The following is a 25,240-nucleotide window of genomic DNA, read 5'->3' as shown; positions in this document are numbered from 1 at the left end:
TCTGACAATGGCACGAATGAAATTTCTATGTGACACCAAACGCTGTATCGAGTGTAACGGCTGTGTTACTGCATGTAAGAACGAAAACGACGATGCGCTTGAATGGGGCATTCAACGTCGCCGCGTGGTAACACTAAACGACGGTGAAGCTGGTGAAAACTCTATCTCTGTTGCTTGTATGCACTGTACCGATGCGCCTTGTATGGCAGTTTGTCCAGCTGATTGTTTCGAACATACCGAAGACGGCATCGTTCTTCATAATAAAGATCTGTGTATCGGTTGTGGTTACTGTTTGTTTGCTTGTCCGTTTGGCGCACCTCAATTTCCTAAACAAGAGGCGTTTGGTGAACGTGGCAAAATGGATAAATGTACTTTCTGCGCGGGCGGCCCAGAAACAGAGCCTGGCTCTGAGGAAGAACGTCAAAAATACGGTGCGAACCGTATCGCAGAAGGCAAGTTACCGATGTGTGCATCGCTTTGTTCAACCAAAGCGCTGCTTGCGGGTGACGCAGAGAAAGTCTCTGACATTTTCCGTCAACGTGTGGTAGAACGCGGCGCGAAAAACGCAGGTTGGACAGACGGAAACGATCTTTCTTACGATGCGACGAAAAGCTAAGTAAGGAGAGGCACATGTTAAACACGCTTAAACGTGCATCTCTAGCAATGCTGTCAATGATGACGGCATTGCTGCTGACTTTTGCAATGCCTGCTTCAGCAGAGGAACAATCTTCTAAAGTTATTCAACAGGAGATTACGCAACTCGCCGGGGCAGACTATTGGCGCGAGGTCAGAGAGGGGCAAGAGGGCTATACCACGTCTCAATCGCCAGAACATGGCGTATTGATCAGTAAACCTGGTGAGACTTGGTACATTCTAAAAGAGAAATGGATGTCTCCCGCTGGTGCTGTCGCGATTTTCGGCAGTATTGCAATGGTAATCATGGCTTACGTACTCGTTGGCCCTTTAATGCTTAGCAAGCCGCGTACTGGCAGAAAGATGAAACGTTGGTCTCGTTTAGACCGCGCGCTTCACTGGAGTATGGCGTTTACATTCTTAACGTTGGCATTCAGTGGTTTGATGCTGGTTTACGGTAAGCACTTCTTAAAACCGTACGTTCCTACTGAGTTCTGGGGCTTTATCGTCATGTTGGCGAAGCAGTACCACAATTACATGGGACCATTGTTCTTCATTTTGCTGATGCTCGTGCTCTTTAAATGGTGGCGCAAGTCGATTCCAAACATGACTGATGTTCGTTGGTTCATGAAAATGGGCGGTATGGTTGGTAAACACAAAGGCACACATCCGTCAGCTGGTTTCTCAAACGGTGGCGAGAAGGCAATCTATTGGTTATTGATCTTCTTTGGTGCTATCGCGGCAGTGAGTGGCTTAGTTCTAGATTTTCCTATCTTTGGCCAAACTCGCCGTGACATGGAGCTTTCTAACTTAGTTCACGCGATTTCGGCACTGATTCTAATCTGTGGCTTTATCTTCCACATCTATATTGGTCTATTTGGTATGGAAGGTGCGTTAGAAGGCATGGTGACTGGTGAAGTTGACGAGACATGGGCGAAAGAACACCACGATCTTTGGTATGAAGAAGTGAAGTCCAAAGAAGCGATGGGCGAAACAGATACGGCACAAACGGAAGCAAAAGGAGCGAAAGCGAATGAACAAACCTCATAACGGGATTTGGGTTACGTACATCCTGAGCTGTCTGACCCCGTTTACGTTTCTGATCTCAGGCGTTATCGCAATTATCTATGCTGGTTACCGATTAGATAAGGGAGAAGACAGCGACGTAGTGATTTCTCATTACTACGGTTTAATTCGTACCTTCTTTCTCTACCTGACGTTTTTTGTTGTGTTGATCGTCACCGTCGCGACTTCTAACGGTGTACTCGTTGGCGTGAGTGATTATTGGTTGCATAGTACTTTGCTTGAAACCATCGCTTACTTTATTCCTTGGATAGGGATGGTGTTTGCTGCATTAGCCATCTTGGTGTGGTTTATGCGAATGTTTCAAGGGATGCAACAACTGCGCAATAACCAACCACACAGACCATCGACAGGTCCAAACCTTTAATCAGTATTCTTTAAGCAAAACCGCCGTAATAGGCGGTTTTTTTGTTGCTGTCATGTCTCAAATATGAAGCGCTGAGTCCCACAGGTGATACTTGATGCAACTTATTGAGTGAATTTACGTAACTGGGCAGAAAATCATAGTTAAGTAAGAAACATGTAAAAAAATCGCGTCGCGATGAGACATTAGTCTCACTCACGCTATTGTTCATTTACTCAGGATTCATCGTCCCGTTAAAGTACGCTGCGCTCAGAAATTCAAAGAGTTGCATACGTGAAAATTGCCATCAATACATTCAGTCTACGCATACAGAGGAATCTCTATCGGAGGATGTTTGACTAAGGCATCTTGCTCTCACAAATAAAAAGAGCGAAACGAGCATTAAATGATGCGGCAAGGTAAGAAAAGGACAAACACGTTACGGCTATGATCCCTCAATTCGTCATTCCTATCACGAATCGCTTTGGCGAAAGTTATCACTTCTCTGGTCAGTTACTTACTAGCGGCGAACCTAAAACATTCGTGACCAAACAAGAGGCAATAGAGTTTCTTGAGAGCTTTGGTGAGCTTGACCTTCGCTCTGTCGAAGACTTGTTCTATTTGATTGGTCAATTCAAGCCAAACATACCTGACGGTGAGCTTACTTCCCAACACTATAATTCAACGTTTGCCAATGCTTTGGTGAACGGTGACTTGCATGTTGCTCGAATTGTACCGACCGGAGAAAACTACGCACTCTCCTCTGCGGTTACGCCTCCACCGACTCAAAATACCGTCAATGCAAAACCATCGAAGGGAAAGGGGAAGTCGAATAAAAAGAGTGGAAGAAGTGCCGCATCTGCTAAGCCTCAACAACAAAGTAGCGAAAAACATGAGAAAGCCGGTGATCCTGTATCACTTGTGACGGGTGAAGAAATTCTCGAACTCTATGATATCGAGCTACAACAAGGTACTACTTGGCAGCGTACTTACCGCTCATCGCAGTCGGATGTAAATCATGGAATGGGCTTTGGTTGGCGACATGCATTTCAGTTTGAATTGCACGAGAAGACCGACGAGAAAGACAATGTTATCGCTTGGAAGTTTGTTGACGATAAGGCAGATATCACAGAATTTGAGCCAGTAGATATTGGAGCGACAAGTTACCAGATATACGCTGGTGCGAGCTGTTATTTCCTAAATTCAGCAACTCGGATCGTGACGCTCGCTAATGGGCATCAATATCGATTTGAACAGAAAGATGATCGTTGGCTTGTTAAACAAGTCAGAAATGGCACGTTTTCAACGTTTCAACTGCAGTATTCTCGAAACCATCGATTGATCGAGATTGCATATAACAAGCGTCCGGTTCTTGAATGTCAATATGATAAGCAAGGACGCCTTGTAGAGCTGCTTAATGCAAAGTCCCAAAAAGTTCTGACAACTTATACCTATGATGAGCACGATGATTTGGTCAGTGCAACCAATCATTTGGGCTTGAAGGAACAGTACCAATACCGCGGCCATTTAATTGTTAAGCGTGTACGACCAACTGGCTTTACTCATTATTTTGAATGGGATGGCGAAGGTGCTAACGCGAAATGCATCAGGAACGTTGGGGACGCAGGAATTTATGACTATCGCTTCCATTATCAGGGAAATCATTCTTCTTATTCTGACTCGTTAGATCATCAATGGTCTTTCTTGCATGACGAGCAGGGTAACTTACTCGAGAAAATAAGCCCCACCGGTAAAACTTGGCGATGGCAATATGATGAATTAGGACGAAAAGCACAAGCTATCTATCCTGATCAGTCAACGGTCAATTATCAATATAATCAGCATGGTCAATTAGTTTCTAAGTTTCATTCCTCTGGCAAAGAAATTCAATATGGTTATGACGGCTTAGGTAAGTTAGTTAAAACGGTTTCACCTGACGGGGATATCGAGAAGGCTTACTACAATAGCCTCGGTCAAAGAGTTTGGGATACCGATCAGTTCGGCTGTGTCACGGAATATGATTACGATAAACACGGTCAAGTCGTCAAAAAAGAGTCTGAAGATGGTAAGAAAAGTCAGTGGTGGTGGGATGAACAACAAAGACTTATCGCGAATGAAATAGACGGTACATTACTTCGTTACAGCTATAACGAAGAAGATCTAGTGAATGGCGTCGCTTATCCCGATGGGTGTATTGCTCAACTCGCTTATGATCAATTTGGCAGGCGTACATCAGTTCGTTATTTTAACGACGAAGACAAAGTCGGTTATAGCGAAGAATATTCTTACGATGAGCACAGCCGTGTTGCTCAGATTCGAACGCCAGCAGGCATTACCTCGTATCAGTGGGGAGCACTCGCGCAACAAGAAGCAGTCATCTTCCCCGATGGCAGCCATATTTCTTATGAATACGATCAACAACGTAACCTGACTAAATTAGTTCGGAGTGACGGCTTAGAATTCGAATTCCTGTATGACGATGAAGGCCAGCTATCAGGAACTGTTGGGTTTGATAATCTACAAAGCCAATTTGATTATGACGATATGGGGCGCATCCATCGTAAGCAAGTCGCCGATAGGACCGTGCTGTACCGCTATGACGCTGCGGGTTATCTCAAGCACGTCAAAGCAGGAAATGGTAGCAGTATTGTAGAGAACCACTTCAATTATACGTTTGGTGGGCGACTTACTTTCGCATCCAATCGCCATCAAACATTGCAATACCAATACTCTTCATTCGGGCATTTAACAAAGCGCCTTCAAGGTCAGTTTGAGATAGCGCAGGAGTTTAACAGAGTTGGCCAACGCGTATCTCAGGTACTGCCAGATAATACGGAGCTGAACTTCTCTTATGATCGATATGGGCGTTTTTCAGCGATTCGATTTGGAAACCTAGATTTACCTCAAATCAAATTTCATTACGATGAAATGGGACGAGTTTCGCAAATTAAAACGGCACATTTTAATGAGCGCATCATTTATGATGGTGTTGGTCGTTTGGTTGAACAACATTGGCCAGATAGAGAGAAAAAGTACGTTTACAACGCGCAAAACCGCATTTCATCAATCATTGATAATACGGCAGGAGCAACGCATTATCAGTACGATGCCTTAGGGCAACTGAAACGAGTCAATGCTTCCGGAGAAGTGACTAAGTTTGAATACGATAGTTTTGGCAATCCTACTTTGCCAACTTCAGAGGTATTCGCTGATCGTATTGAAGTGCACGATGATGTCCGGTTCAAATATGACGCGCAAGGAAATCAGACAAAACGTGAGGGGCAAGGACACGTTCAGACTCGAGTGTTTGATGCGTTAAATCAGCTCATTGAAGTTCACACCGACGATTGCATCAGTCAATATGAATATGATGCTCTAGGGCGCAGAACGAAGAAAATTACACAAAAATGCGTTACAGAGTTCTTGTGGGAAGGTGAACGTTTAATTGGTGAACGCTCTTCAGGTGCTTTCCGCTGGTACCTATATCAACCAGAAACCTACACGCCAGTGGCACTGTTAGAGAATGACGTTATTTATTGGTACCAGTGCGATCAAGTTGGTAAGCCAGAACGACTAATCGATTGCGAACGGAATGTTGTATGGAGTGCAAGTTACGATGCTCACGGCTTTGCTCATGTACATATTGAAAAAGTAGTAAATCCATTACGTTTTCAAGGGCAGTATTTCGATCAAGAAACCAACTTACATTACAACCTCGCTCGGTATTACGATCCTAAGCTAGGACGCTTTATCCAACAAGATCCGATATCTATTGCTGGTGGTATTAATCATTACCAATACGCAGTCAACCCTATCCAGTGGATTGACCCAACAGGCTTCTTGTGTGAAGAAGGGCTAAAACGCTTACAACAAATGCTGGCTGAGTATCAGGCGCAAAACAACGTTCCCCAAGAGGTTTGTGATCAGATTTTAGAGGCAGCAAAAGAGTCATCTGTCGGAGAAGATGGCGTTCGCTCGCAAGTCAAAATCCGAAAACCCAATGGTAAAAACAATATTCGATATGAATACGATTTAGACCATATTGATTGTGAGAAGAACGAGATTACTTTTTATCGTCATATCAATCACTCAGATGGCACCAGACACGAAGTGCAGTATGTTGTTGGGATTGAGGAATTTGTAAATGCGCATGTTTTTGACTCAGAGAAAGTCGGTGGAGATGAAGGTTGTACTATCTTAACCGAGGAGCTAGTGCTTAATGAAGCGGATTACAAAGAGAACTCAAAATTCAACGATAATGATAAATACAAACTCTCTGAAGAGTGTAAAGAGAAGATTGAAGAGTGTTTAGTGGAACGTCAAAAGGCAATGGACGCTCGGACTGGTCAAGATGGATATAACGCGCAAATAGGTAAAATCAATAAACAATCGGCAAAAATTGGTGAATTGGCGGCGGATGATTTTGTTCGGAGTAAATGTCCTAATGCTAAGCTAATTCATCCCAAAGATATTGGAACTTCAATTTCGAAGCCGGGCGACTTTGATATGGTTTACAAGGTGGAAGAGCCACCACCTGGTGAAATTATAATTGTTGAGGCTAAAGGTGGCAGCAGTTCGCTCGGTAGCCGTAAAATTGGCAATGAAGCATATCAACAAGGGACAAGCAAATATGCGGCGCAAATCGTTAAATTAATGTCTGAACAAAAAGCTGGTACAACAGAAAGAGCTGCTGCAGACGAAATTACATCAGCAGTGCAAGATGATATTCCAGTCAGGTATTTACATACCCAAGCAGAAATTGATGCTTCAGATGGCGTATCTAAAGTGAATGTAAAAGAGTTTGATATTAGCCTCGAAGAATTAGGTTAAGGGAAGTACAGTTAGTATGAAAAAGATAAATAGAAAAGCAGCCTACGAGTTGAATACTGAGGAACTTAATTACTATACAAAACAAATAGAAAAAAACTTAGAGAAAAGAAAACATCGTATCACAATAAAGCGCGAAAACTTGATATATCTAACAGACGGGGTTTGGGAGCAAGTTAGGTTATATACTTTGTTTCCAGTGTCTGAACTAAATGACCGAATAGGAACGCTGCGTCTATTTGAAGCCTCGATAATGCAAGCTAGCTATCATCGACTGGCTCAAAAACCTGAAAGCCCTTTGACGGTTAAGGTACCTGATCATCCTGAAATAACTTGGAAAGGCGAAGGTATTTTAAAAACAGGCTTCATTTGTCCCTCAATGTGGCTAGATGCGTATTTTACCTCTGTCATCGTTCGTGACGAAGCTAGCATGAATGTGTTGGCGAACTTTCCGATTTCTTTGATGAGACAGAGCTCTACCAAAGCGGGTGAGCTGTCTTATATGCTAGTAGACGTCATTCAGTCGTTCCACAACCGCACATCGGATTATCCTGATAAGCTGGTTGCAGCAATGGACGCAGCGGTAGCTCAAGGGGATAATTGGGCGTTGGAAATTGCGATGGGGATTCTAGAAACCTTCGCAGCGCTTACCACCGACATTGGTTATGATTTTGAGGAAGTGCTCGTTAAAAACCTACAACTCCAAGAAAAATATCATCTTCGAGAATTAGGACCCGACAGGATAGGCATCCGAACTTTTATTAACTTCCCTCTTCTTGGCATGGCCTGTATGTGGTACGACAAAGGCAACCGTTTATCTATTGAAACTGGTTGGCTTCCTCCCTATCTTGTCGAAGGACGTTGGCTAGAAGATGTAAAAGCAGGGAAGATCACTCGATAAACTCCTTTAGTTAGCAATTCAGTATATAAGCCACCTCTCATGAGGTGGCTTTTACGTTTTGTTGAGCTATATGGTGCGCATTATGTTGGTGCACTAAAACCATATTGGTGCATTTATTAGCGTGTTAAGCACCATTTCAAGAATGCCTAATTTTATTAAAGTTCATACAAAACAATAAATTAAAGTGTAAGTGTTAGAAATGTAAATTATGGAATGAGAATTGCTCTGTTAGACGCTCTATAAATTAAGTTCACCAAATTGGTGATGAGCCTAACTTTGATGCACAGGATAAGTGCGCTACAGATCAACGGAGACAATCATAATGAGTGTAACTGCCAATCAGGTACACGGCGCTGTACAAACTCTCACGCAAAGTTCCGACACACTTTTCTTACTACTTGGCGCAATCATGGTTTTTTTGATGCATGCTGGTTTTGCTTTTCTTGAAGTAGGAACCGTGCGCCAAAAGAACCAAGTTAATGCTTTAGTTAAAATCTTGGCCGATTTCGGTATTTCCGCCATTGCGTATTTTTTCATTGGATACTGGGTCGCTTATGGCGGCACCTTCTTTGCTGATGCAGAGACGTTATCTCAAGGCAATGGTTACGAGTTGGTGAAGTTCTTTTTCTTGCTGACCTTCGCTGCAGCGATTCCTGCTATTGTTTCTGGTGGTATCGCAGAGCGAGCTCGTTTTTATCCGATTCTAATCGCAACATTTTTCACTGTCGGCATCGTATACCCGTTATTTGAGGGAATGATCTGGAACGGAAACTTTGGTGTTCAAGCTTGGTTTGAAAATACCTTTGGTTATGGCTTTCACGACTTTGCAGGTTCAGTCGTTGTACATGGTGTTGGCGGCTGGATAGCGTTGGTTGCCGTTGTGTTTTTGGGCATGAGAAAAGGCAGAGTTCGAGCAGGAAAGCATACCAACTTTGCACCTTCGAATATTCCGTTTTTGGCTTTGGGAGCTTGGATCTTATGTGTGGGGTGGTTTGGCTTCAACGTCATGTCAGCTCAAACCGTGTCAGGCATAAGTGGCTTGGTGGCTATGAACTCATTGATGGCAATGGTCGGAGGCATTGTCGCGTCATTGTTGGCTGGTAAGAATGACCCCGGCTTTATTCATAACGGCCCACTAGCTGGCTTGGTTGCTGTATGTGCGGGCTCAGACTTAATGCATCCTATCGGTGCTTTAGTGACAGGTGCGATTGCTGGCGTGCTATTTGTTTATCTTTTTACCTACCTACAAAACAAAACCAAGATTGATGATGTGTTGGGTGTCTGGCCTTTACACGGTTTATGTGGCGCTTGGGGTGGTATTGCTGCGGGGATCTTTGGTCAAAGCGCGTTGGGTGGGCTAGGTGGCGTGAGCTTTCTCGTTCAGCTTCTAGGAACGCTTTTGGGCATTTCTATCGCAGTGATTGGGGCACTTGCAGTCTACGGCGCGATCAATGCCAGTATGGGACTAAGGCTTTCGGAAGAAGACGAATTCAATGGCGCTGACCTAGCCATTCATAAAATATCTTCTACCAACGAGGATTGAGGCCAATGTGGGAGCGGCGTAAAGCCGCTCTTTTAGCAATTGCCTTTTTTTGCTTGGCCAGGGGGACAGAAATCTCCATTACCACGATGGTTATCGTCATTGGTGCTGACTCTTACTTTTACGTCGTCCACTTCGCCTTCAACATTGGTTAGTTGGCAACCTGCTAAAGTCGTAAGTAATATAAGCGCTAGAGATACTTGTCTCATTGCTGTTCCTCTTAAATTGTAATTCTAATAGTGACCATTACGACCATGGTCTAATCCATATTACTACTGTTGCTATTCTTTCAGTGTTAAGCTAATGAAAAAACAGCAAGGATGAGTTATGAATTTCCCTTATAGAAATATTGTAGTACTTACTGGTGCAGGTATCTCGGCCGAATCTGGTATTCAAACATTTCGTGCGCAAGATGGCCTTTGGGAGAATCACCGTATTGAAGATGTAGCAACACCTGAAGGGTTTGCTCGCGATCCGGACCTTGTTCAAGACTTTTACAACCAACGCCGCAAGAAACTTCAAGACAATGCGATACAGCCGAATGCCGCGCATAAGGCACTGGGTCGTCTAGAGGCTGAGTTAGAAGGTAAAGTGACGGTCATCACTCAAAATATAGACAACCTTCACGAAAGAGGCGGTAGCCATAACGTCATTCATATGCACGGTGAGCTTTTAAAAGCGAGATGCAGTGAATCAAACCAAGTTATAGAACATAGTGAGGACATTAAGACTGGTGAGCTTTGTCACTGCTGTCAGATCCCGTCACAAATGCGACCACATATTGTTTGGTTTGGTGAAATGCCACTACGAATGGGGGATATCTACGCAGCATTAGAAGAAGCTGATTTATTTATTTCTATCGGGACTTCTGGCGTCGTATATCCCGCAGCAGGTTTTGTTCATGATGCAAAAATGCATGGCGCGCACACCATCGAAATTAACCTCGAGCCTAGTGCGGTAGAAAGTGAATTTGAGGAAAAACGCTACGGAAAAGCAAGCGTCGAGGTTCCAAAATTAGTTGACGAGATACTGGCTCTAGAAGGAAAAGAAAGAGCGTAATAATTCTCACAGAGGAGAGCTTTTGTCTTGTCATTAAGAACAAAAAAAGCGGCTCATGAGCCGCTTTTTCATATCTTTAAAACTAACGAATTAGTTGTTCACTTTTAGCTTTTGGAAGTACTCATCGTACATTACGCTCGCTTCGCCAACTTCATCTTGCCAAGTACCGCTGTCCATCACTTCTTGTGGTGGGAAAATGCTTGGATCGTTAGCAAATTCTTTCGGTAGCAGTTCGTGTGCCGTTTTCACTGGAGTAGGGTAACCAATCTCTAGTGCGATCTTAGCTGCGTTTTCTGGGCGCAGTAAGAAGTCAATCATCTTATGAGCCGCATCAACGTTCTTCGCGCCAGCTGGAATTGCCAGGCTGTCCATCCAGAAGATCGTTCCTTTTTCTGGCCAGATGATGTCGATGTTCGCGCCTTCTTGACGAGCCATGTAAGCAGAACCATTCCAAAGCATACCAAGTGAAACTTCACCCGCTAGGTAAGGGTTTGCAGGAAAGTCTGAGTTAAATACTAATACGTTTGGCATTAGCTTTTTCAGTTCTTCGTAAGCGGCTTTGATTTCTTCTGGGTTAGTCGTGTTTGGTGAGTAACCAAGCTTAGTCAATGCAATGTGGAATACTTCGCGAGAATCATCCATCAACATTAGTTGACCTTCCCACTTGCTATCCCAAAAATCATCCCACTTAGTAACAGATGATTTGTCTAGCATGTCAGCATTGATACCAATACCTGTCGCACCCCAAATGTAAGGGATAGAGTAGTTGTTGTTCGGATCGAACGGCTTGTTAAGGAAGTTAGTATCAAGATCGGCAAAATGAGACAATTTCTCTTTGTCGATCTGTTGCAGCATGCTTTCTTTACGCATTTTAGAGACGAAATAGGTAGACGGTACTACCAAGTCGTAACCAGAACCTTGGGTTTTAAGTTTTGCGTACATACTCTCGTTAGATTCATATGTAGAGTAAATAACTTTGATTCCAGTTTCTTTTGTAAAGTCTTCAAGAACTTCGTTTGGAATGTATTCCGACCAGTTGTAGAAATACAGTTCTTGATCAGCAGCCATTGCAGGGGTAGCGATGAGCGTCGCTGCACATAGAGCGCTTGCGTAGAATTTACTTTTCATTTGTTTTCCGTTTTGTTTCGCGATTGGACAAGTCAATACTAGCTGGAGTTATCAAGTTGATCCAAATCGCAGTAAGCACAAATCTGTTTATTTAGCTCGAGGGCTGTATCTCCGCTTTGTGAGAAGATAAAACTAGACATCGAGCCAGATAAACCTAGCAACGCATAATTATATCAGTCAATTACAAAAATAGGCAGCGTATTGCTGCCTATTTTCTTTTAGTCGATGACTTGTTACACAAGCTCGATTACTGTCCCGCTTTCAGCTTTAGGAAGTAATCTTCGTACTTAACGGTTAGATCACCAACCGCATCTTGCCATTCCACTCGATCAAGATCTTCTTGAGAAGGAAATAGCGGTGCAACATCTTTAAACTTAGCGTTCGATTCCTCTACCGCTGTTAAGTAACCAGTATCACGTGAGATTTGCTCTGCGATTTCTGGACGTAGTAGGAAGTCGATCATCTTGTGAGCTGCTTCTACGTTCTTCGCACCGGAAGAGATAGCGAAGTTGTCAACCCAACCGATACCGCCTTCTTTAGGAAATACGAGTTTAAGGTTTAGGCCTTCATTTTGAGCAGCTGCAGCGCTGCCGTTCCAAAGCATACCAACGCCCACTTCACCAGACATGTAAGGTGCGCCTGGGTTGTCAGAGTTGAAAACTAGAACGTTTGGCATCAACTTTTGTAGCTCAGCGTACGCTTCATCGATTTGTTTAGGGTCTTTTGAGTTACCTGAATAGCCGAGTTTACGAAGTGCGATGTGGAAGACTTCACGAGTGTCGTCCATCAGCATTACTTGACCTTCAAGCTCAGGCTTCCATAGATCTGCCCAGCTTTGGAAGTCGTTTGGATCGTACATATCTGCGTTAACCGCTAGACCTGTAATCGCAACAACGTGTGGAATAGAGTAGTCGTTATTTGGATCGTAAGGCTTGTCTAGATAGTTCTTATCTAGGTTGCCGAAGTTTTTCAGCTTAGTCTTATCGATCTTTTGTAGCATACCTTCATCGCGCATTTTTGCTACGAAGTACGTTGAAGGTACCACTAGGTCATAACCTTGGTTATGAGTTTTTAGCTTTGCGTACAAAGTTTCATTCGACTCGTAAGTCGAGTAGATCACTTTGATACCAGTTTCTTTGGTAAATTTCTCTAGGATATTACTGTTGATGTAAGGCCCCCAGTTCATAAATACCAATTCTTTATCGTCCGCTGCCGCTGAACCTGAGAACAGAGAAAGCGCACATGCACTACCAGCTAATAGAGTAGCCCATTTTTTCATTGACGTTAGCTCCAAACCAAACGTTGTCCAAATCATTTTGGACGGTAGATAGAAAAACAGAATGGCATGTAACCATTCTGTTTCGTGATGTTAACGGCTGTGGATTTTACTTTACTTTTTCTCTTGCGAGCAACTGAGAAATTACGACAAGAATTAAAGAAACCACCAACATGACCGTTGCAAGAGCATTCACTTCCGGTGAAATACCCACCTTAACCATCGAGTAAATTTTCAATGGTAGGATTTCATACGTTGGACCTGTTACGAACGAACTGATAATTACGTCGTCCAGAGACAGGGTAAAGCTAAGCAGCCAGCCTGCCGCAACTGCTGGTTTTGCAAGAGGAAGGATGATCTGCTTTAAGATAACCCATTCACTTGCGCCAAGATCTTTTGCTGCTTCCAACATCTTCACATCGAAGCCATTTAAGCGGCTGTATACGGTTACCACCACAAATGGCAAACAGAAGGTGATGTGGGCAATCAATAGAGTAAAGAAGCCCAGCTGTGCGCCTAATACTAGGAACAAAGCAAGTAATGAAATCGCCATGACAATATCTGGAGACATCATTACGACAAACAGCATGCCGTTTACAGCACCTTTGCCTTTGAAAGAGTAACGGAATAGGGCAACAGCTGTTAAGCTCCCAATAATAGTAGCCGCTGTTGCAGAAAATACCGCCACGTTCAATGAGTGCCATGCAGCCTGCATTAGGCTGTCGTTGTTGACTAGGGTTTCATACCATTTCGTGGTGAAACCACCCCATTTCATACCAAATTTATTGGCGTTAAATGAGTTTACGATTAGTACAACGATTGGCAGATACAAAAATGCATAAACCAACGCCATAAAGCTAAATCTAACTGTGCGTCCCATTAGTCTAGCTCCACTTTCTTATTCAATAATTTTCCTGCTCGGTAGTAAGCGTAAAGCATGACCGCCATTGCGAAGGTGAGGGCGATACTGGTCGCAGCACCAAATGGCCAATCACGAGCGTTCAATACCTGACTCTTAATTACGTTACCAATCAGTAGGTTCTTCGCACCGCCTAGAAGATCTGAGATGTAGAACATACCCAGCGCAGGTAGTAGAACCAACAAACAGCCACCGATAATGCCAGGCATTGTCAGAGGTAGAATTACTTTAGTAATGGTTTGGAGCTTGTTCGCACCGAGGTCTTTTGCTGCCTCGATGTAAGTGTTGTCCAACTTCTCGATTGCCGAGTAAAGCGGCAGAATCATGAAAGGAAGTAGGATGTATACAAGACCAATCATTACAGCCGTTTCGGTATACATAATACGCAACGGCTTGTCGATGATTTCCATTGCCATCAGCGACTTGTTCAAAATGCCCTGTGTACCGAGAACAATCTTCAGTCCGTAAGTTCGAATCAAAGAGTTCGTCCAAAATGGTACGATCACCAAAAACAGCATAAACGGACGCCATTTTTCAGGCATTTTCGCTACGATATAAGCAAACGGGTATCCAATGACTAAACACAACAACGTTGCCACAATTGCCATGTAGAACGAGTGCATCAGCACTTTCGCATACAGTGGGTCCAGCAGACGCAAGTAGTTGTCGAAAGTGAATGTCATTTCGATTAAGTTTGCTTCATCACGCGTTAAGAAACTGGTACCAATAATCATCACGTTTGGTACCAACACAAACAGTGTTAGCCAGCCTACGATTAAGGCAATGATCGCGTTCTGAAGATTAATCTTCTTGCTTATCATTGAGTACTACCTCCCAGCTCTCAACCCAAGTGATAGCGACTTTCTGGCCAAGTGAGTGGTCCACATCAGGATCATCTTCGTTAAAGAACTCGCTTACCATTACACGCATACCTGAATCCAATTGGATAACAGAATCTAACGTCATACCTTTATAAGTACGCTCAGTGACGTGACCTACAATGCCTTTTTCTTCAGACTCTTTGATTTCTTCGATACGTAAGTCTTCAGGGCGAAGTAGTACTTGTAGTTTGTCGCCTTTCTGTGCTTCCTTATCGTAGTAAACGACGGATTCAACACCTTCAATTTCTGCGCGGATGCGTTTGTCATCGATGCGCTCTAGCATGGTTGCATTGAATACGTTGATCTCACCAATAAAGCGAGCAACAAACAGGTTCTTAGGCTCTTCGTAAATCTCACGCGGAGAGCCATCTTGTTCGATAACGCCATCACGCATCACGATAATGCGGTCTGACATCGATAGGGCTTCTTCCTGGTCGTGTGTTACAAAGATAAAGGTAATACCAAGTTGACGCTGAAGCTGCTTCAACTCGATCTGCATTTGTTTACGCAACTTGTAGTCCAGCGCCGATAGCGATTCATCGAGCAGAAGTACTTTTGGTTTATTAACAACTGCACGAGCAATTGCGATACGCTGTTGCTGGCCACCAGAAAGTTGGTGCGGTTTACGCTGTGCCATTTTTTCTAGACGAACCATGCGTAATGCTTCCATTACTCTTGGTTCAATCTCTGCTGCAGGCGTTTTCTGCATACGAAGACCAAAAGCGACATTGTCAAAAACGGTCATGTGTGGAAACAGTGCGTAGCTTTGAAATACCGTGTTGACGTGTCTCTGCTCAGCAGGAACCTGTGTTACATCTTGGTCATCCAAAATGATTTGACCGTTATCCGCCGCTTCAAAACCAGCGATCATTCGTAAAACTGTCGTTTTACCACAACCAGAAGGCCCAAGAATCGTCAGAAACTCACCATGATTAACATCCAGATTTAAATTACCGATGATTTCCTTACCATCGAAACTTTTACTAATACCAGATAAACGAATAACTGGCTTTCCTGCTTGCGGTTTTGCGTTCAACGTCTGTATTTCCCCCACGTTCAAGCTGGGATAATCCCAGCTGATGTGACACTAGCCATTCACTTTTGAGGCGCGCATCATAATCACCAAAATTGTGAAATTAAAGCATTTTCTTATCTTGAAACAGAAAAAATTTTGCAGGCAAAAGTCATCATTCCTTACCATACTGTTTTTATAAGATTAATTGGCATTTAAACACAGTTTGATAGCACTAAGCTCTGTACAATAATTGTTTTCAATTTCATAACCTTGTGAGTGGTTAATTATCAACCATACAGTTGAGATTGCAAGGATAGTACGTGAGTTGTGATGTTAGATGTGGAAAGATTTCTTTATAATAACGGCCACATTAATTGACTGGAATTCCAGTGAAAATTTTACAAGTTAATCTTGGATAAACTATGAACGACGATTTTGAGAAAGATTTCAATCTTGGGGGGAGTGTAGAGCGAGCTTTGTCTGGCAACTACGAGCTTAAAGCTGGGGCTGTTTTCAATGAAGCTTGGCGAGCAACCATCCAGCACTTTTTATCCTTTTCTCCTGCTATTATTGTATTGCTTTTTGTCCAGTTAGGTATTTTCTATATCGCATTACAACTGCAGTTGGGTGATCTGACCGTTATTCTTGATGCATTTGAGAATCCAGAATCATTCACTAACGATATTGTGTCTTCTATTTATGTCGCGAACTTTAGTTATGAGGTGATCAGCGCCCCAATTTATGCAGGGATCAGCTTGATGGCGATGAGCCATATCGCGGGCCTAAATACTAAGTTGCGCCATGTAGGCAAAGGGCTGCAGTTTACTATTCCCGTGATCCTAGCAACGCTGATGAGCCTAATGCTGCAAGGCGTAGTTGGTATGATCTTCCCTCTACTGTCCTTGTATCTTTCTTTAGCGTTTAGTCACTCTATCTTGTTGATTTGTGAAAAAAGAGTGCCACCAATGCAGGCGCTACTGTTATCACTTCGCGCTATTAACAAGAAGATTTTTGTTGTCGCAGGGCTTTACTTAGGCGTGATGTTGATGTTTATTGTCGCAGCGATGTTCTACGGTATTGGCTTGATTTTTGTGTTGCCATTCTTCTTTCATTTGAAAGGCATACTCTACCGCGAAATGTTTGGAATTAAGCTCAAGATCGTTGCAACACAGAAAAACGACAATGATCACGATGGTAACTCACAGGTGTTTGATGCCTAATTCTTTAAAATTAATAAGTTTACGAGTGGCGGCTACCTGTATAGCCGCCACTTTCATTTCCATTGGACCGTATTTACACTACGAGCAACAGTTTAAATATGTTGAGAATCCTGATGTGCTGTCCGGGACAATTAAGCATGTCGATTTATCTCATTTGCCATACATTGGTGATATTCCTGACTTCAACGCAATAAAAGACACTAAAGAGAAAAAAGCGGCGTTTTTTGATTTCTTAAGGCCTAAAATAGCACTTGAGAATCAACGAATTCGTCATGAACGAGCGTTTCTTACTTCTTTAAAGGTGGGACAAATCACTCAAGAGCAAGAAGAGTACGCTCAGCGACTAGCGGCTCTGTATTCTTTGCCTTTGAGCGACAACAAAGTCGATCACGCGTGGTTGGGAGAAATGCTTGTGCGAGTGAATGTCTTACCAGAAGCGCTGGTTCTAACTCAAGCAGCAAATGAATCTGCGTGGGGCACTTCTCGTTTTGCCACTCAAGCGAACAACTTGTTCGGCCAATGGTGTTATAAAAAGGGTTGTGGAATTGTTCCTGCGCAACGTGGCGCAGGCAAAGCTCATGAAGTTGAAAAATTCGATTCTGTACAGCAGTCGGTTCATGGCTACTTTATGAATGTTAATCGAAACCCAGCGTATGCTGAACTACGTGAAATCAGAGCTTCTCTAGCCGAAAAGAACAAAGACCTGTTATCGGTCGCAACGGCGTCAGAGTTAACTCATGGATTGCTAGCATATTCTGAACGTGGCATTGCTTATGTACACGATCTTCGCGCTATGATTCGTCATAATAACGCCTACTGGACACAATAAAATAACGGATAAAATGAAAAAGTTAAGCCTAAGTCTATTGGGAAGTGCGGCGCTAATTCTTGTATCGCCAATAACCCAAGCTCAAGAGTACATGTTCACGTACTCAAAGTTATACACCCAACTCAAAAACAACAATAAAGAAGGGCATGACAACGTGAAAGTTGGCGTCTTCTTTGTGGACGCAAAAACTAAGCAAATTTGTACAATAGAAAAAGCTTGGATGGAAAAAGAAGAGCACTATGAAGAGTTTGTTATCCCTGCTTCACAAGAGTTGCCTCTGCCAGTCGATAAAAACTTAAAGTCAGCGAATCCGTTGGTTTTTGTCGATACTCCAAAAGATACTCGCTGCGATTACTCACTTGTCGTGATGACCAAAGAACCATTACAGGGTAACGTTTCTTACGAACAACTTAAGCCTCTTCTACCTCAAATGCAGACGATGCTGGAAGATTTAGGCGGTATGTTTGCGGGTTGGTTTACACCTGAAGTTCAAGGTGTGACGATGGAGTTTGCAAATCAACTGAATGATAAAGTGATTTTCTCAAACGGAACCGAAAAGCCAATTGTCAATGGCAAGATACAAGTCGCACTAAGTGAAATAGGGCAAGGTGGCACAATGACACTACCAGAACCGACGATGCGAGTGCTACCTTATCTGCCTAACGCAAAGAAGTGAACACTGAGAGTTTAGAAAGGGCTGCAATTGCGGCTCTTTTTTCATTTGTGACGGTAACTAAGCTACCTTTCGTGTCCTTTTCTTAATGTCTCAATAAGACAAGCATTTAATCCAGCGTAAAAAGCTCGTATAATCCACGCCCCAAAGAAACCCATGTTAGGAAGTCCTAGTCGATTTATCGGCGATGTGAGAGCCCGCAATGAACCAAATAGATACAAGAAAAGAAACCCTAGAATTCAACAAGCTTCAGAAACGCCTGAGAAGACATGTTGGAAATGCCATTACTGATTACAACATGATCGAAGAAGGCGATGTTGTGATGGCATGTATTAGCGGTGGTAAAGATTCATTCGCGATGCTTGATATCCTGTTGAATCTTCAAAAAGCTGCGCCAATCAAATTTGAAGTGGTTGCGGTAAACCTAGACCAAAAACAACCGGGCTTCCCTGAGCATATTCTGCCTGAGTATTTCGAAACACTGAATATCCCTTACTACATCGTAGATAAGGACACGTATTCAGTCGTAAAAGAGAAAGTGCCAGAAGGCAAAACCACTTGTGGTCTGTGTTCGCGCCTGCGACGTGGTACGCTGTATTCATTTGCAGAGAAGATTGGTGCAACTAAGCTTGCGCTAGGTCATCACATGGATGACATCGTCGAAACAATGTTCTTGAATATGTTCCACGGCTCTCGCCTTAAAGCGATGCCACCAAAATTACGCTCTGATGATGGTCGTAACGTGGTCATTCGTCCATTAACTTACTGTCGTGAAAAAGATCTGATCAAATACGCTGAGCACAAGGATTTCCCAATTATTCCGTGTAACCTTTGTGGCTCTCAAGAGAACCTTCAGCGTCAATCTATAAAAGCAATGTTGATTGAATGGGATAAGAAGACGCCAGGGCGTGTGGAAGCGATTTTTAAATCAATTCAAAACGTAAGCCCAAGCCAACTAGCAGACCGCGAATTGTTCGACTTTGTTAACTTACCGCTAGATCGCGAAGGTAACCGCGAAGAGTATGAATTTAATGAGGCTGTCGTTTCTTCGACGAATATTGATGAATCAATGTTCATCGATGTTACGAACATCTAACTCGTAAAAAGGAGGTCAATTAGACCTCCTTTTTTGTGCCTAACGCTCTAACTGCTCCAAACCAAAATCCCCCTGTATTGGGGGGATTTATTAGCGTCTGTTTGAAAGCGCTCAATATAGCAATGTTACAAAGAGATTAGGTTGCTGTGTTTGGATCAAGAGGACTAATGTAGCCTTTTGGTTTTAGAGCCAATACATCGCAATTTATTTTATCGATCACGTGCTCAGCTGTATTACCAATAAAGACAGCAGAAAGCCCGGTTCGCCCTGTGGTGCCTAAAATAACCATTGCAGCATTCAAGCGCTCTGCTGCTGCTGGAATGACATCTTCAGGTAAGCCTTGCTCAACAATCGTTTGCTCTTCATCAAGGCCGTGTTTTTGGCGTAATGCTTTCATCGCAGTTAAGTGATGACCTCGAACGGCATCGGTATAAGTCGTTGGATCAAACTCAGGAAGTTCGATGGTAATGTTCGCCGGTGTAACGGGATACGCATTAACAAGGTATGGTTTGGCATCCAGTCGGGTGGTGACTTCTTTTAGTCGCTCGACCATGGCATCGTTGAGATCAATATGAGTTGGATTTTCAGAGCCTACGTGCACCGAGGCAAGAATGCTTGCTTGTTCTGGCCAATCTGCATTTTTAATCAGAAGTACTGGGATAGGGCATTTACGTAACAAGTGCCAATCGGTCGGAGTGAAAATCACAGATTCTAACACGTCGTGCTTACGTGTGCCTTTAATGACTAGGTCATGGCTGCCTGCATAGACCTCAGCGATAATTGCTTCGTAAGGACGGTTGTGCCAGACGACACATACATCAAAGTCGAAGCCATCGTTTAGATAAGGTTGAGCAATTTTACGCATCCACTGCTCACGTTGATGGATAACACCTCGACGCATAGCATCTCTTTCATCCACTGATAGCATTGACGTCATGTCATAAGAGAAATCGTAAATGGATAAAAAGAAAGTGATTCGGCTTCTAGATACACTTTTTTGAGCTAATTGAACAGCTCTTGCAAGTGCGGGCTGCTCATCATTATTGATGTCAGCTACAACAAGGATCTTACTGTATATACTCATAACTAAGCCCACTTCTATTGCAAAACCAGATACTGAATATAAATTAAATCAGTATTTTGGAGTACTCACCGTACATTTTTACTGTAGCTTAGTTTGGGTAACTTTTTGAGGACTTTCGAAAGGAATTTATGAGAAATATGATGTAGCTCATTTTCGAGCCACATCAATAATTGGGGTGTATTATTCTTTAGTTACACCAGCAAGTTCCATCAATGCATCGTGGTCTAAGATAGTGATATATTTACCTTTTACACTTAGGATCTCGGATTTCTGGAAACGACCCAACAAGCGACTGATTGTTTCCACTGTAAGACCAAGATAGTTACCAATATCACCACGAGTCATCGTTAAACGAAACTCTCTAGGGCTGAAGCCACGTTGAGAAAAACGAGTTGATAGGTTGTATAGGAAAGCCGCTAGACGTTCTTCTGCATTCTTTTTAGAAAGAAGCAAAATCATTTCCTGATCACCTTTAATTTCGTTACTCATCAAACGCATAATTTGCTGGCGAAGCTTAGGCATTTTACCTGATAGGTCGTCTAAAATTTCGTATGGGATTTCACATACCATCGACGTTTCAAGCGCTTGAGCAAAGCTAGGGTGGGAGTCACCTGTAATGGCATCGAAACCAACTAGGTCTCCGGCCAAGTGAAACGCTGTGATTTGCTCATCACCTTGCTCTGTGATCGTATAGCTCTTGATGGTACCAGAGCGGATAGCGTACAGAGATTTTAGCTCGTCACCAGCCTTAAAAAGCTCTTGTCCTTTTTGGATAGGCTTCTTACGTTCGATGATTTGGTCAAGCTGATCAAGTTCTGCCTCATTCAGAGTGAACGGGATACACAGCTGACTAATGCTACAATCTTGGCAATGAATGGCGCAACCGCCTGATTGGATACGCTTTGTTGCAGGTTTTTCAGAAATCATAACAACCTTTCACTATTTGATATACATCAATATTTTAGCATCGCTTAATCCTAAAGGGTAGCAAAAATGTCACCTCAATAGAGTTTAACGTTATATGAAACCGAGTAACTCTAAAGCTCCTACAGCAGTGTACGAACCATACCCAATAAGGATTAATGCTGAAATATTTCTAAATATTAACGATTTTTGTAATTTCTGAAAATGGTTGGCACCATATCCAATAATCAGCATTGCCGGAAGTGTTCCGAGGCCAAACGCGAGCATAATAAGACCACCGTTTATTGCGCTGCCTGAAACCGCCGACCAAGTTAGCGCAGAATAAACCAAGCCGCATGGTAACCAGCCCCAAATGAAGCCAAATGGTAAAGCATGAAGAGGGTGCTTTAATGGCAACAAACGCTTACCAGCAGGTGAGATAAAGCGCCAAATGTGCTGTCCTAACTTTTCTATTAACAGTAAACCTTGCCACCATCTAGCAATATAAAGCGCAACCAGAATCATGAACAGTGCGGCAATCAGCCTTAACCAAGCAAGAGAATGCGTTAATCCACTTAGCTCAGATAAACCTGATATTGCTCCGCCTACTAATGCACCGATTACGGCATAGCTGCTCAATCGCCCTAGGTTGTAGAAGAGTGGAATAAGGGGGGAGCTTTTACTTGTAGAAGAGCCCATGGTAAGCAGAGACGCGATACCACCACACATTCCCATGCAATGACCGGCCCCGACGAGGCCGATCATCAAAGCACCAATAAAGTCAGGAGTCATAAAGGTTGCTATTTTTTATCACTATTAGATTTGTCTTCTTCATCAAGAAGAATGTTATGTCCTTGTCGTTCTAGATCTTCAAACTGATCACTTCTTACTGCCCAAAGAAAAACGGCAACAGCAACACAAACGAGAACGATAGCGATGGGAATCAATATATAAAGACTTTCCATGTTTGCTTTCTCTACTTATTTCTCTTTGAGCAGGCGCAAAGAGTTAGATACAACGATAATTGAGCTTGCAGACATGCCAACTACTGCAATGTAGGGAGCCACTAAACCAGCGACAGCTAAAGGCAAAATTAACAGGTTGTAACCCAAAGACCAAGCCAAGTTTTCTCGAATAATCTTTCTTGTACGCAGTGCAAGCAAACGTGCCTCTAGTAGCTTTTCGAGATTATCCCCAAGTAACGTCATATCTGCAGATGCTTTAGCGACATCCGTACCACCGCCCATTGCAACAGAAAGATGAGCTCCGGCGAGAGTAGGTGCGTCATTGATGCCATCGCCAACCATCATTGTGATACTGTCTTCATCAAGACTCTTAAGGTACGCGAGTTTGTCTTCTGGTTTTGCTGACGCAACGACGTGATCGATACCAATTTCATTCGCTACAGGTCGAGCGTTTGAGAGAGAGTCACCTGTTAGCAGCGTGGTCTTAATTCCAGCGTCGGCAAAACGTTGAACAAAGGCTTTGCTTTCTTTTCGGATAGGGTCGCGGTAGTAAAAACTAGCGACATGCTCGCCATCAACTGAAAGATAGACCGCGTGGCTTTCTTCGCTTTCCTTGCCTTGAACAAAAGCCGCACTGCCTATCTTAACGACTTTGCCATTCCAGATCCCCTCAATCCCTGAACCAATCACGTTTTGCACTTCATACACAACAAAGTCATCATTGGCGTAACTTGCAAAAGAGCGAGCGATAGGATGGTTTGCATGAGCTTCTAATGTCGCGGCTAGAGAGAGACAATCTTCTTTTGGAAGATCACTCAACACTTTTGTATCACAGATCTCAATATCGCCTTTCGTTAGAGTACCTGTTTTATCTACAACTAAGTGGTTGATCTTACATAGCGTCTCGAACACATGACCTTTACGAAGCAAAATGCCAAAGTTTCCCATACGAGAGGTAGCACAGGTGAGAGCAGTTGGAGTCGCAAGAGATAGGGCACATGGACAGGTGGCTACCAACACGGATAGCATGATCCAAAACGCATCATCTGGTTTTGTTTGATGCCAGTACAACCAAGTACCAGCAGAAATAATAAGAATCGCTCCAACAAAGTAACGAGCAACAACGTCTGCAATTTCTGCGATTTTAGGTTTGGAGTGTTGAGCTTCATCTTGTAAACGCACGATATTGGAAATCATTGAGTCGGCTTTGGAACACATGACCTCTAGCTCAAACGACTCATCACCATTTAGTGTTCCTGCATAAACCGCATCGCCTTCTCGTTTCACAACATGTACGGATTCACCGGTTAGCATGGATTCATCAATATGAATACGACCCGAAATAACTTTGCCGTCAGCTGGGATATGTTCACCAGGAAGGACGCGAATACGATCTCCAACTTTAAGAGTTTTCACTGGTATTTGCTCGCCATCCAGCGTTGTGGCGATCGCTGGAATTAACTTTAATAGGTTACCACTCGCCGCAGCGGCTTTGCGACGCGCTCGCATCTCTAAAAATCGTCCAACTAATAGGAAGAAAGTGAACATTGAAATCGATTCGAAGAAGACTTCGCCCTGTTCTGTAACGGTTGCAATTAAGCTGGCTACGTAGGCAAAAATAAGTGCAATCGAGACAGGCACATCCATACCGAGGGTTCGGCCTTTGATGCTTCGCCACGCATTTAAGTAAAACGGAAGAGCAGAGTAGAGTAGGACTGGCGTAGCAAAGATCAGACTTACCCAACGAAAGTAATTTTTAAACTCCGGTTCTAGGTCACCAAAAACTTCTAGATACAATGCGACGGCTAGCATCATAACTTGCATGGTAGCTAAGCCAGCAATACCTAATCTGTATAAGTATTGCTTCATCATTCGATGATAAGAGGCTTCTTGCTTATCAGCTTCAAATGGTGCGGCTTTATAACCCAATTTATGAATGACAGATAGGAGCTCACTTAATCGCACCTGAGTCTTATCCCAGGCTAGTAATGCGCGGTTAGTGGTTGTATTCACGCGGATAGACACTAACCCGGCCGTATTAGAGACTTGCTTTTCGATTAACCACGCACAAGCTGCACATGAAACGCCTTCTAAAGAAAGAGTTACTTCAGAGACATTTTCACGATTTCGCACAAATTCTGATTGTACATCTTCATTATCATAATGAATTAAAGCTTGGAGTTGCTCTGGTACTAAATCTGCTTTTTCCGCAGGCGCAGTTCTATATTGATAGTAGGATACTAAGCCGCTGTCTACGATGGTTTGAGCAACCGTCTCGCAGCCAGGACAACACATCTTTCGGGATTCACCGAGTATATCAACTTTAAAATCCGTGTTGGCTGGTACATCTTCACCACAGTGATAACAGGATTCACACATATGCTTACTTCATTAACGGTGTTGACGAGGCAGGAAATTCAACTTTACCTTGGATCATCCATTGTTGGTCATGTGGTTGTAGTTCGACAAACCAAGGACCTTGAATAGATTCTTCTGCCGTTAGGCGGTAATTACCAGATGCATCCGCCGTAACGAGCTTTGTAAAGTCACGGTCAGGAAGAGTACGATGAGTGAAAGTGGCCGTTAGAGCAGGGTAATGAGATAGCTTCCCTTTAGCGAAAACAATCACAACATTGTTATTTTCAGAAGAAATCTCTGCGTTAAGACCTAGGTCACGAGCGACATTCATTTTACTAATGTCGATGTTAATGCCTTTGCCTTTTTTATAGTAATCCTCGGCGACTAAAGAAACAGAGTTGTTCGAGAAAACGACCACAGTAATCACAGTCCAAACTACGACAGTAAGAGGAAGGATGATTAGGAACCACGGCCAAAATTGTTTATACCAAGGCTTTACCATAAAAA

General features: G+C 43.2%; 23 protein-coding genes. 11 read left to right on the top strand and 12 right to left on the bottom strand.

From position 1 onward, the window contains the following. Nucleotides 1–7 precede the first annotated feature (7 nt). From fdh3B to MSG33_RS09505, 6 genes are all read left to right on the top strand, one after another. Nucleotides 8–616: a formate dehydrogenase FDH3 subunit beta gene (gene fdh3B, locus MSG33_RS09530; protein ID WP_005377536.1), complete on the top strand. Its 609-nt coding sequence runs from the start codon at nucleotides 8–10 to the stop codon at nucleotides 614–616. 14 nt (nucleotides 617–630) lie between these two features. Then, complete coding sequence (locus MSG33_RS09525; protein WP_047008778.1) at nucleotides 631–1,683, top strand: formate dehydrogenase subunit gamma; 1,053 nt, start codon at nucleotides 631–633, stop codon at nucleotides 1,681–1,683. Further along, nucleotides 1,667–2,083 (top strand): hypothetical protein, encoded by a 417-nt coding sequence (locus MSG33_RS09520; RefSeq protein ID WP_248380807.1) that lies wholly within the window; start codon nucleotides 1,667–1,669, stop codon nucleotides 2,081–2,083. Before MSG33_RS09525 ends, MSG33_RS09520 begins: the two co-directional genes overlap by 17 nt. Before the next feature lie 423 nt (nucleotides 2,084–2,506). Then, complete coding sequence (locus MSG33_RS09515) at nucleotides 2,507–6,889, top strand: RHS repeat-associated core domain-containing protein (protein WP_248380805.1); 4,383 nt, start codon at nucleotides 2,507–2,509, stop codon at nucleotides 6,887–6,889. Nucleotides 6,890–6,905: 16 nt separating this feature from the next. Next, nucleotides 6,906–7,787 (top strand): immunity 49 family protein, encoded by an 882-nt coding sequence (locus MSG33_RS09510; RefSeq protein ID WP_248380803.1) that lies wholly within the window; start codon nucleotides 6,906–6,908, stop codon nucleotides 7,785–7,787. 322 nt (nucleotides 7,788–8,109) lie between these two features. After that, a complete protein-coding gene (locus tag MSG33_RS09505; protein ID WP_114322338.1) occupies nucleotides 8,110–9,330 on the top strand; it encodes an ammonium transporter in 1,221 nt (406 codons plus the stop codon). Between the two features lie 32 nt (nucleotides 9,331–9,362). Here MSG33_RS09505 and MSG33_RS09500 read toward each other — a convergent pair whose 3' ends face one another. Beyond that, a complete protein-coding gene (locus tag MSG33_RS09500; RefSeq protein WP_012841833.1) occupies nucleotides 9,363–9,536 on the bottom strand; it encodes a hypothetical protein in 174 nt (57 codons plus the stop codon). Between the two features lie 118 nt (nucleotides 9,537–9,654). Here MSG33_RS09500 and cobB point away from each other — a divergent pair, with 118 nt between their 5' ends. Next, the gene (gene cobB, locus MSG33_RS09495) at nucleotides 9,655–10,386 is read left to right on the top strand and encodes a Sir2 family NAD+-dependent deacetylase (RefSeq protein WP_046875294.1); all 732 of its coding nucleotides are present in this window, start codon (nucleotides 9,655–9,657) and stop codon (nucleotides 10,384–10,386) included. A 90-nt stretch (nucleotides 10,387–10,476) separates the two neighbouring features. Here the strand turns inward: cobB and MSG33_RS09490 are convergent, their stop codons facing one another. The 5 genes from MSG33_RS09490 to potA all read right to left on the bottom strand — a co-directional run bounded on the left by MSG33_RS09490 (nucleotide 10,477) and on the right by potA (nucleotide 15,626). Further along, a complete protein-coding gene (locus MSG33_RS09490; protein ID WP_005396470.1) occupies nucleotides 10,477–11,514 on the bottom strand; it encodes an extracellular solute-binding protein in 1,038 nt (345 codons plus the stop codon). Between the two features lie 247 nt (nucleotides 11,515–11,761). Beyond that, the gene (locus MSG33_RS09485; protein ID WP_047008782.1) at nucleotides 11,762–12,793 is read right to left on the bottom strand and encodes an extracellular solute-binding protein; all 1,032 of its coding nucleotides are present in this window, start codon (nucleotides 12,791–12,793) and stop codon (nucleotides 11,762–11,764) included. A 106-nt stretch (nucleotides 12,794–12,899) separates the two neighbouring features. Continuing rightward, nucleotides 12,900–13,670: a spermidine/putrescine ABC transporter permease PotC gene (gene potC / locus MSG33_RS09480; protein ID WP_005396472.1), complete on the bottom strand. Its 771-nt coding sequence runs from the start codon at nucleotides 13,668–13,670 to the stop codon at nucleotides 12,900–12,902. Then, entirely contained in the window at nucleotides 13,670–14,530 is an 861-nt protein-coding gene (potB, locus tag MSG33_RS09475; RefSeq protein ID WP_012841831.1) for a spermidine/putrescine ABC transporter permease PotB, read from the bottom strand. Before potB ends, potC begins: the two co-directional genes overlap by 1 nt. Further along, entirely contained in the window at nucleotides 14,511–15,626 is a 1,116-nt protein-coding gene (gene potA, locus MSG33_RS09470; protein WP_005396475.1) for a spermidine/putrescine ABC transporter ATP-binding protein PotA, read from the bottom strand. The genes potB and potA overlap by 20 nt, the downstream gene beginning before the upstream one ends. A 401-nt stretch (nucleotides 15,627–16,027) precedes the next feature. On the opposite strand from potA, the gene MSG33_RS09465 reads away from it, so the two are divergent. The 4 genes from MSG33_RS09465 (at nucleotide 16,028) to ttcA (ending at nucleotide 19,423) form a co-directional block, all read left to right on the top strand. After that, entirely contained in the window at nucleotides 16,028–16,825 is a 798-nt protein-coding gene (locus tag MSG33_RS09465) for a hypothetical protein (RefSeq protein ID WP_248380801.1), read from the top strand. Further along, nucleotides 16,818–17,654, top strand: coding sequence for a glucosaminidase domain-containing protein (locus tag MSG33_RS09460; protein WP_248380792.1), 837 nt, complete (start codon nucleotides 16,818–16,820; stop codon nucleotides 17,652–17,654). Before MSG33_RS09465 ends, MSG33_RS09460 begins: the two co-directional genes overlap by 8 nt. A gap of 13 nt (nucleotides 17,655–17,667) precedes the next feature. Then, a complete protein-coding gene (locus tag MSG33_RS09455; RefSeq protein WP_053807421.1) occupies nucleotides 17,668–18,330 on the top strand; it encodes a DUF2987 domain-containing protein in 663 nt (220 codons plus the stop codon). A gap of 199 nt (nucleotides 18,331–18,529) precedes the next feature. Beyond that, complete coding sequence (gene ttcA / locus MSG33_RS09450; RefSeq protein WP_005377502.1) at nucleotides 18,530–19,423, top strand: tRNA 2-thiocytidine(32) synthetase TtcA; 894 nt, start codon at nucleotides 18,530–18,532, stop codon at nucleotides 19,421–19,423. 136 nt (nucleotides 19,424–19,559) lie between these two features. Here ttcA and uspE read toward each other — a convergent pair whose 3' ends face one another. The 6 genes from uspE to MSG33_RS09420 all read right to left on the bottom strand — a co-directional run bounded on the left by uspE (nucleotide 19,560) and on the right by MSG33_RS09420 (nucleotide 25,235). Continuing rightward, nucleotides 19,560–20,507, bottom strand: a complete 948-nt coding sequence (gene uspE / locus MSG33_RS09445; protein WP_053807422.1) for a universal stress protein UspE — start codon at nucleotides 20,505–20,507, stop codon at nucleotides 19,560–19,562. A gap of 180 nt (nucleotides 20,508–20,687) precedes the next feature. Beyond that, complete coding sequence (locus MSG33_RS09440) at nucleotides 20,688–21,434, bottom strand: FNR family transcription factor (protein ID WP_005377497.1); 747 nt, start codon at nucleotides 21,432–21,434, stop codon at nucleotides 20,688–20,690. A gap of 90 nt (nucleotides 21,435–21,524) precedes the next feature. After that, on the bottom strand, nucleotides 21,525–22,202 hold the full coding sequence (locus MSG33_RS09435; protein WP_145474025.1) for a sulfite exporter TauE/SafE family protein: 678 nt from the start codon (nucleotides 22,200–22,202) through the stop codon (nucleotides 21,525–21,527). 8 nt (nucleotides 22,203–22,210) lie between these two features. Next, a complete protein-coding gene (ccoS, locus tag MSG33_RS09430) occupies nucleotides 22,211–22,375 on the bottom strand; it encodes a cbb3-type cytochrome oxidase assembly protein CcoS (protein ID WP_012841826.1) in 165 nt (54 codons plus the stop codon). A 15-nt stretch (nucleotides 22,376–22,390) separates the two neighbouring features. Further along, complete coding sequence (locus MSG33_RS09425) at nucleotides 22,391–24,754, bottom strand: heavy metal translocating P-type ATPase metal-binding domain-containing protein (RefSeq protein ID WP_248380789.1); 2,364 nt, start codon at nucleotides 24,752–24,754, stop codon at nucleotides 22,391–22,393. A gap of 4 nt (nucleotides 24,755–24,758) precedes the next feature. Next, nucleotides 24,759–25,235, bottom strand: a complete 477-nt coding sequence (locus tag MSG33_RS09420) for a FixH family protein (protein WP_005396484.1) — start codon at nucleotides 25,233–25,235, stop codon at nucleotides 24,759–24,761. Between the last annotated feature and the right edge of the window lie 5 nt (nucleotides 25,236–25,240).

Origin of the sequence: Vibrio sp. 1CM7H (genome assembly GCF_023161645.1) — a bacterium.
Lineage (GTDB): Bacteria > Pseudomonadota > Gammaproteobacteria > Enterobacterales > Vibrionaceae > Vibrio > Vibrio diabolicus.
The sequence above is the reverse complement of the archived record's forward strand: the minus strand, read 5'-3'. Positions and strand labels throughout refer to the sequence as shown.

Excerpts from the sequence above, each read along its gene's own strand:
- MSG33_RS09525 (WP_047008778.1), top strand. The coding sequence starts at position 631 with ATGTTAAACACGCTTAAACGTGCATCTCTAGCAATGCTGTCAATGATG.
- MSG33_RS09500 (WP_012841833.1), bottom strand. The coding sequence starts at position 9,536 with ATGAGACAAGTATCTCTAGCGCTTATATTACTTACGACTTTAGCAGGT.
- uspE (WP_053807422.1), bottom strand. The coding sequence starts at position 20,507 with ATGAGTATATACAGTAAGATCCTTGTTGTAGCTGACATCAATAATGAT.
- MSG33_RS09425 (WP_248380789.1), bottom strand. The coding sequence starts at position 24,754 with ATGTGTGAATCCTGTTATCACTGTGGTGAAGATGTACCAGCCAACACG.
- MSG33_RS09420 (WP_005396484.1), bottom strand. The coding sequence starts at position 25,235 with ATGGTAAAGCCTTGGTATAAACAATTTTGGCCGTGGTTCCTAATCATC.
- fdh3B (WP_005377536.1), top strand. The coding sequence starts at position 8 with ATGGCACGAATGAAATTTCTATGTGACACCAAACGCTGTATCGAGTGT.
- MSG33_RS09460 (WP_248380792.1), top strand. The coding sequence starts at position 16,818 with ATGCCTAATTCTTTAAAATTAATAAGTTTACGAGTGGCGGCTACCTGT.
- cobB (WP_046875294.1), top strand. The coding sequence starts at position 9,655 with ATGAATTTCCCTTATAGAAATATTGTAGTACTTACTGGTGCAGGTATC.
- ttcA (WP_005377502.1), top strand. The coding sequence starts at position 18,530 with ATGAACCAAATAGATACAAGAAAAGAAACCCTAGAATTCAACAAGCTT.
- MSG33_RS09465 (WP_248380801.1), top strand. The coding sequence starts at position 16,028 with ATGAACGACGATTTTGAGAAAGATTTCAATCTTGGGGGGAGTGTAGAG.
- MSG33_RS09505 (WP_114322338.1), top strand. The coding sequence starts at position 8,110 with ATGAGTGTAACTGCCAATCAGGTACACGGCGCTGTACAAACTCTCACG.
- ccoS (WP_012841826.1), bottom strand. The coding sequence starts at position 22,375 with ATGGAAAGTCTTTATATATTGATTCCCATCGCTATCGTTCTCGTTTGT.
- MSG33_RS09515 (WP_248380805.1), top strand. The coding sequence starts at position 2,507 with ATGATCCCTCAATTCGTCATTCCTATCACGAATCGCTTTGGCGAAAGT.
- MSG33_RS09490 (WP_005396470.1), bottom strand. The coding sequence starts at position 11,514 with ATGAAAAGTAAATTCTACGCAAGCGCTCTATGTGCAGCGACGCTCATC.
- MSG33_RS09455 (WP_053807421.1), top strand. The coding sequence starts at position 17,668 with ATGAAAAAGTTAAGCCTAAGTCTATTGGGAAGTGCGGCGCTAATTCTT.
- MSG33_RS09485 (WP_047008782.1), bottom strand. The coding sequence starts at position 12,793 with ATGAAAAAATGGGCTACTCTATTAGCTGGTAGTGCATGTGCGCTTTCT.
- potB (WP_012841831.1), bottom strand. The coding sequence starts at position 14,530 with ATGATAAGCAAGAAGATTAATCTTCAGAACGCGATCATTGCCTTAATC.
- MSG33_RS09510 (WP_248380803.1), top strand. The coding sequence starts at position 6,906 with ATGAAAAAGATAAATAGAAAAGCAGCCTACGAGTTGAATACTGAGGAA.
- potC (WP_005396472.1), bottom strand. The coding sequence starts at position 13,670 with ATGGGACGCACAGTTAGATTTAGCTTTATGGCGTTGGTTTATGCATTT.
- MSG33_RS09520 (WP_248380807.1), top strand. The coding sequence starts at position 1,667 with ATGAACAAACCTCATAACGGGATTTGGGTTACGTACATCCTGAGCTGT.
- MSG33_RS09440 (WP_005377497.1), bottom strand. The coding sequence starts at position 21,434 with ATGATTTCTGAAAAACCTGCAACAAAGCGTATCCAATCAGGCGGTTGC.
- MSG33_RS09435 (WP_145474025.1), bottom strand. The coding sequence starts at position 22,202 with ATGACTCCTGACTTTATTGGTGCTTTGATGATCGGCCTCGTCGGGGCC.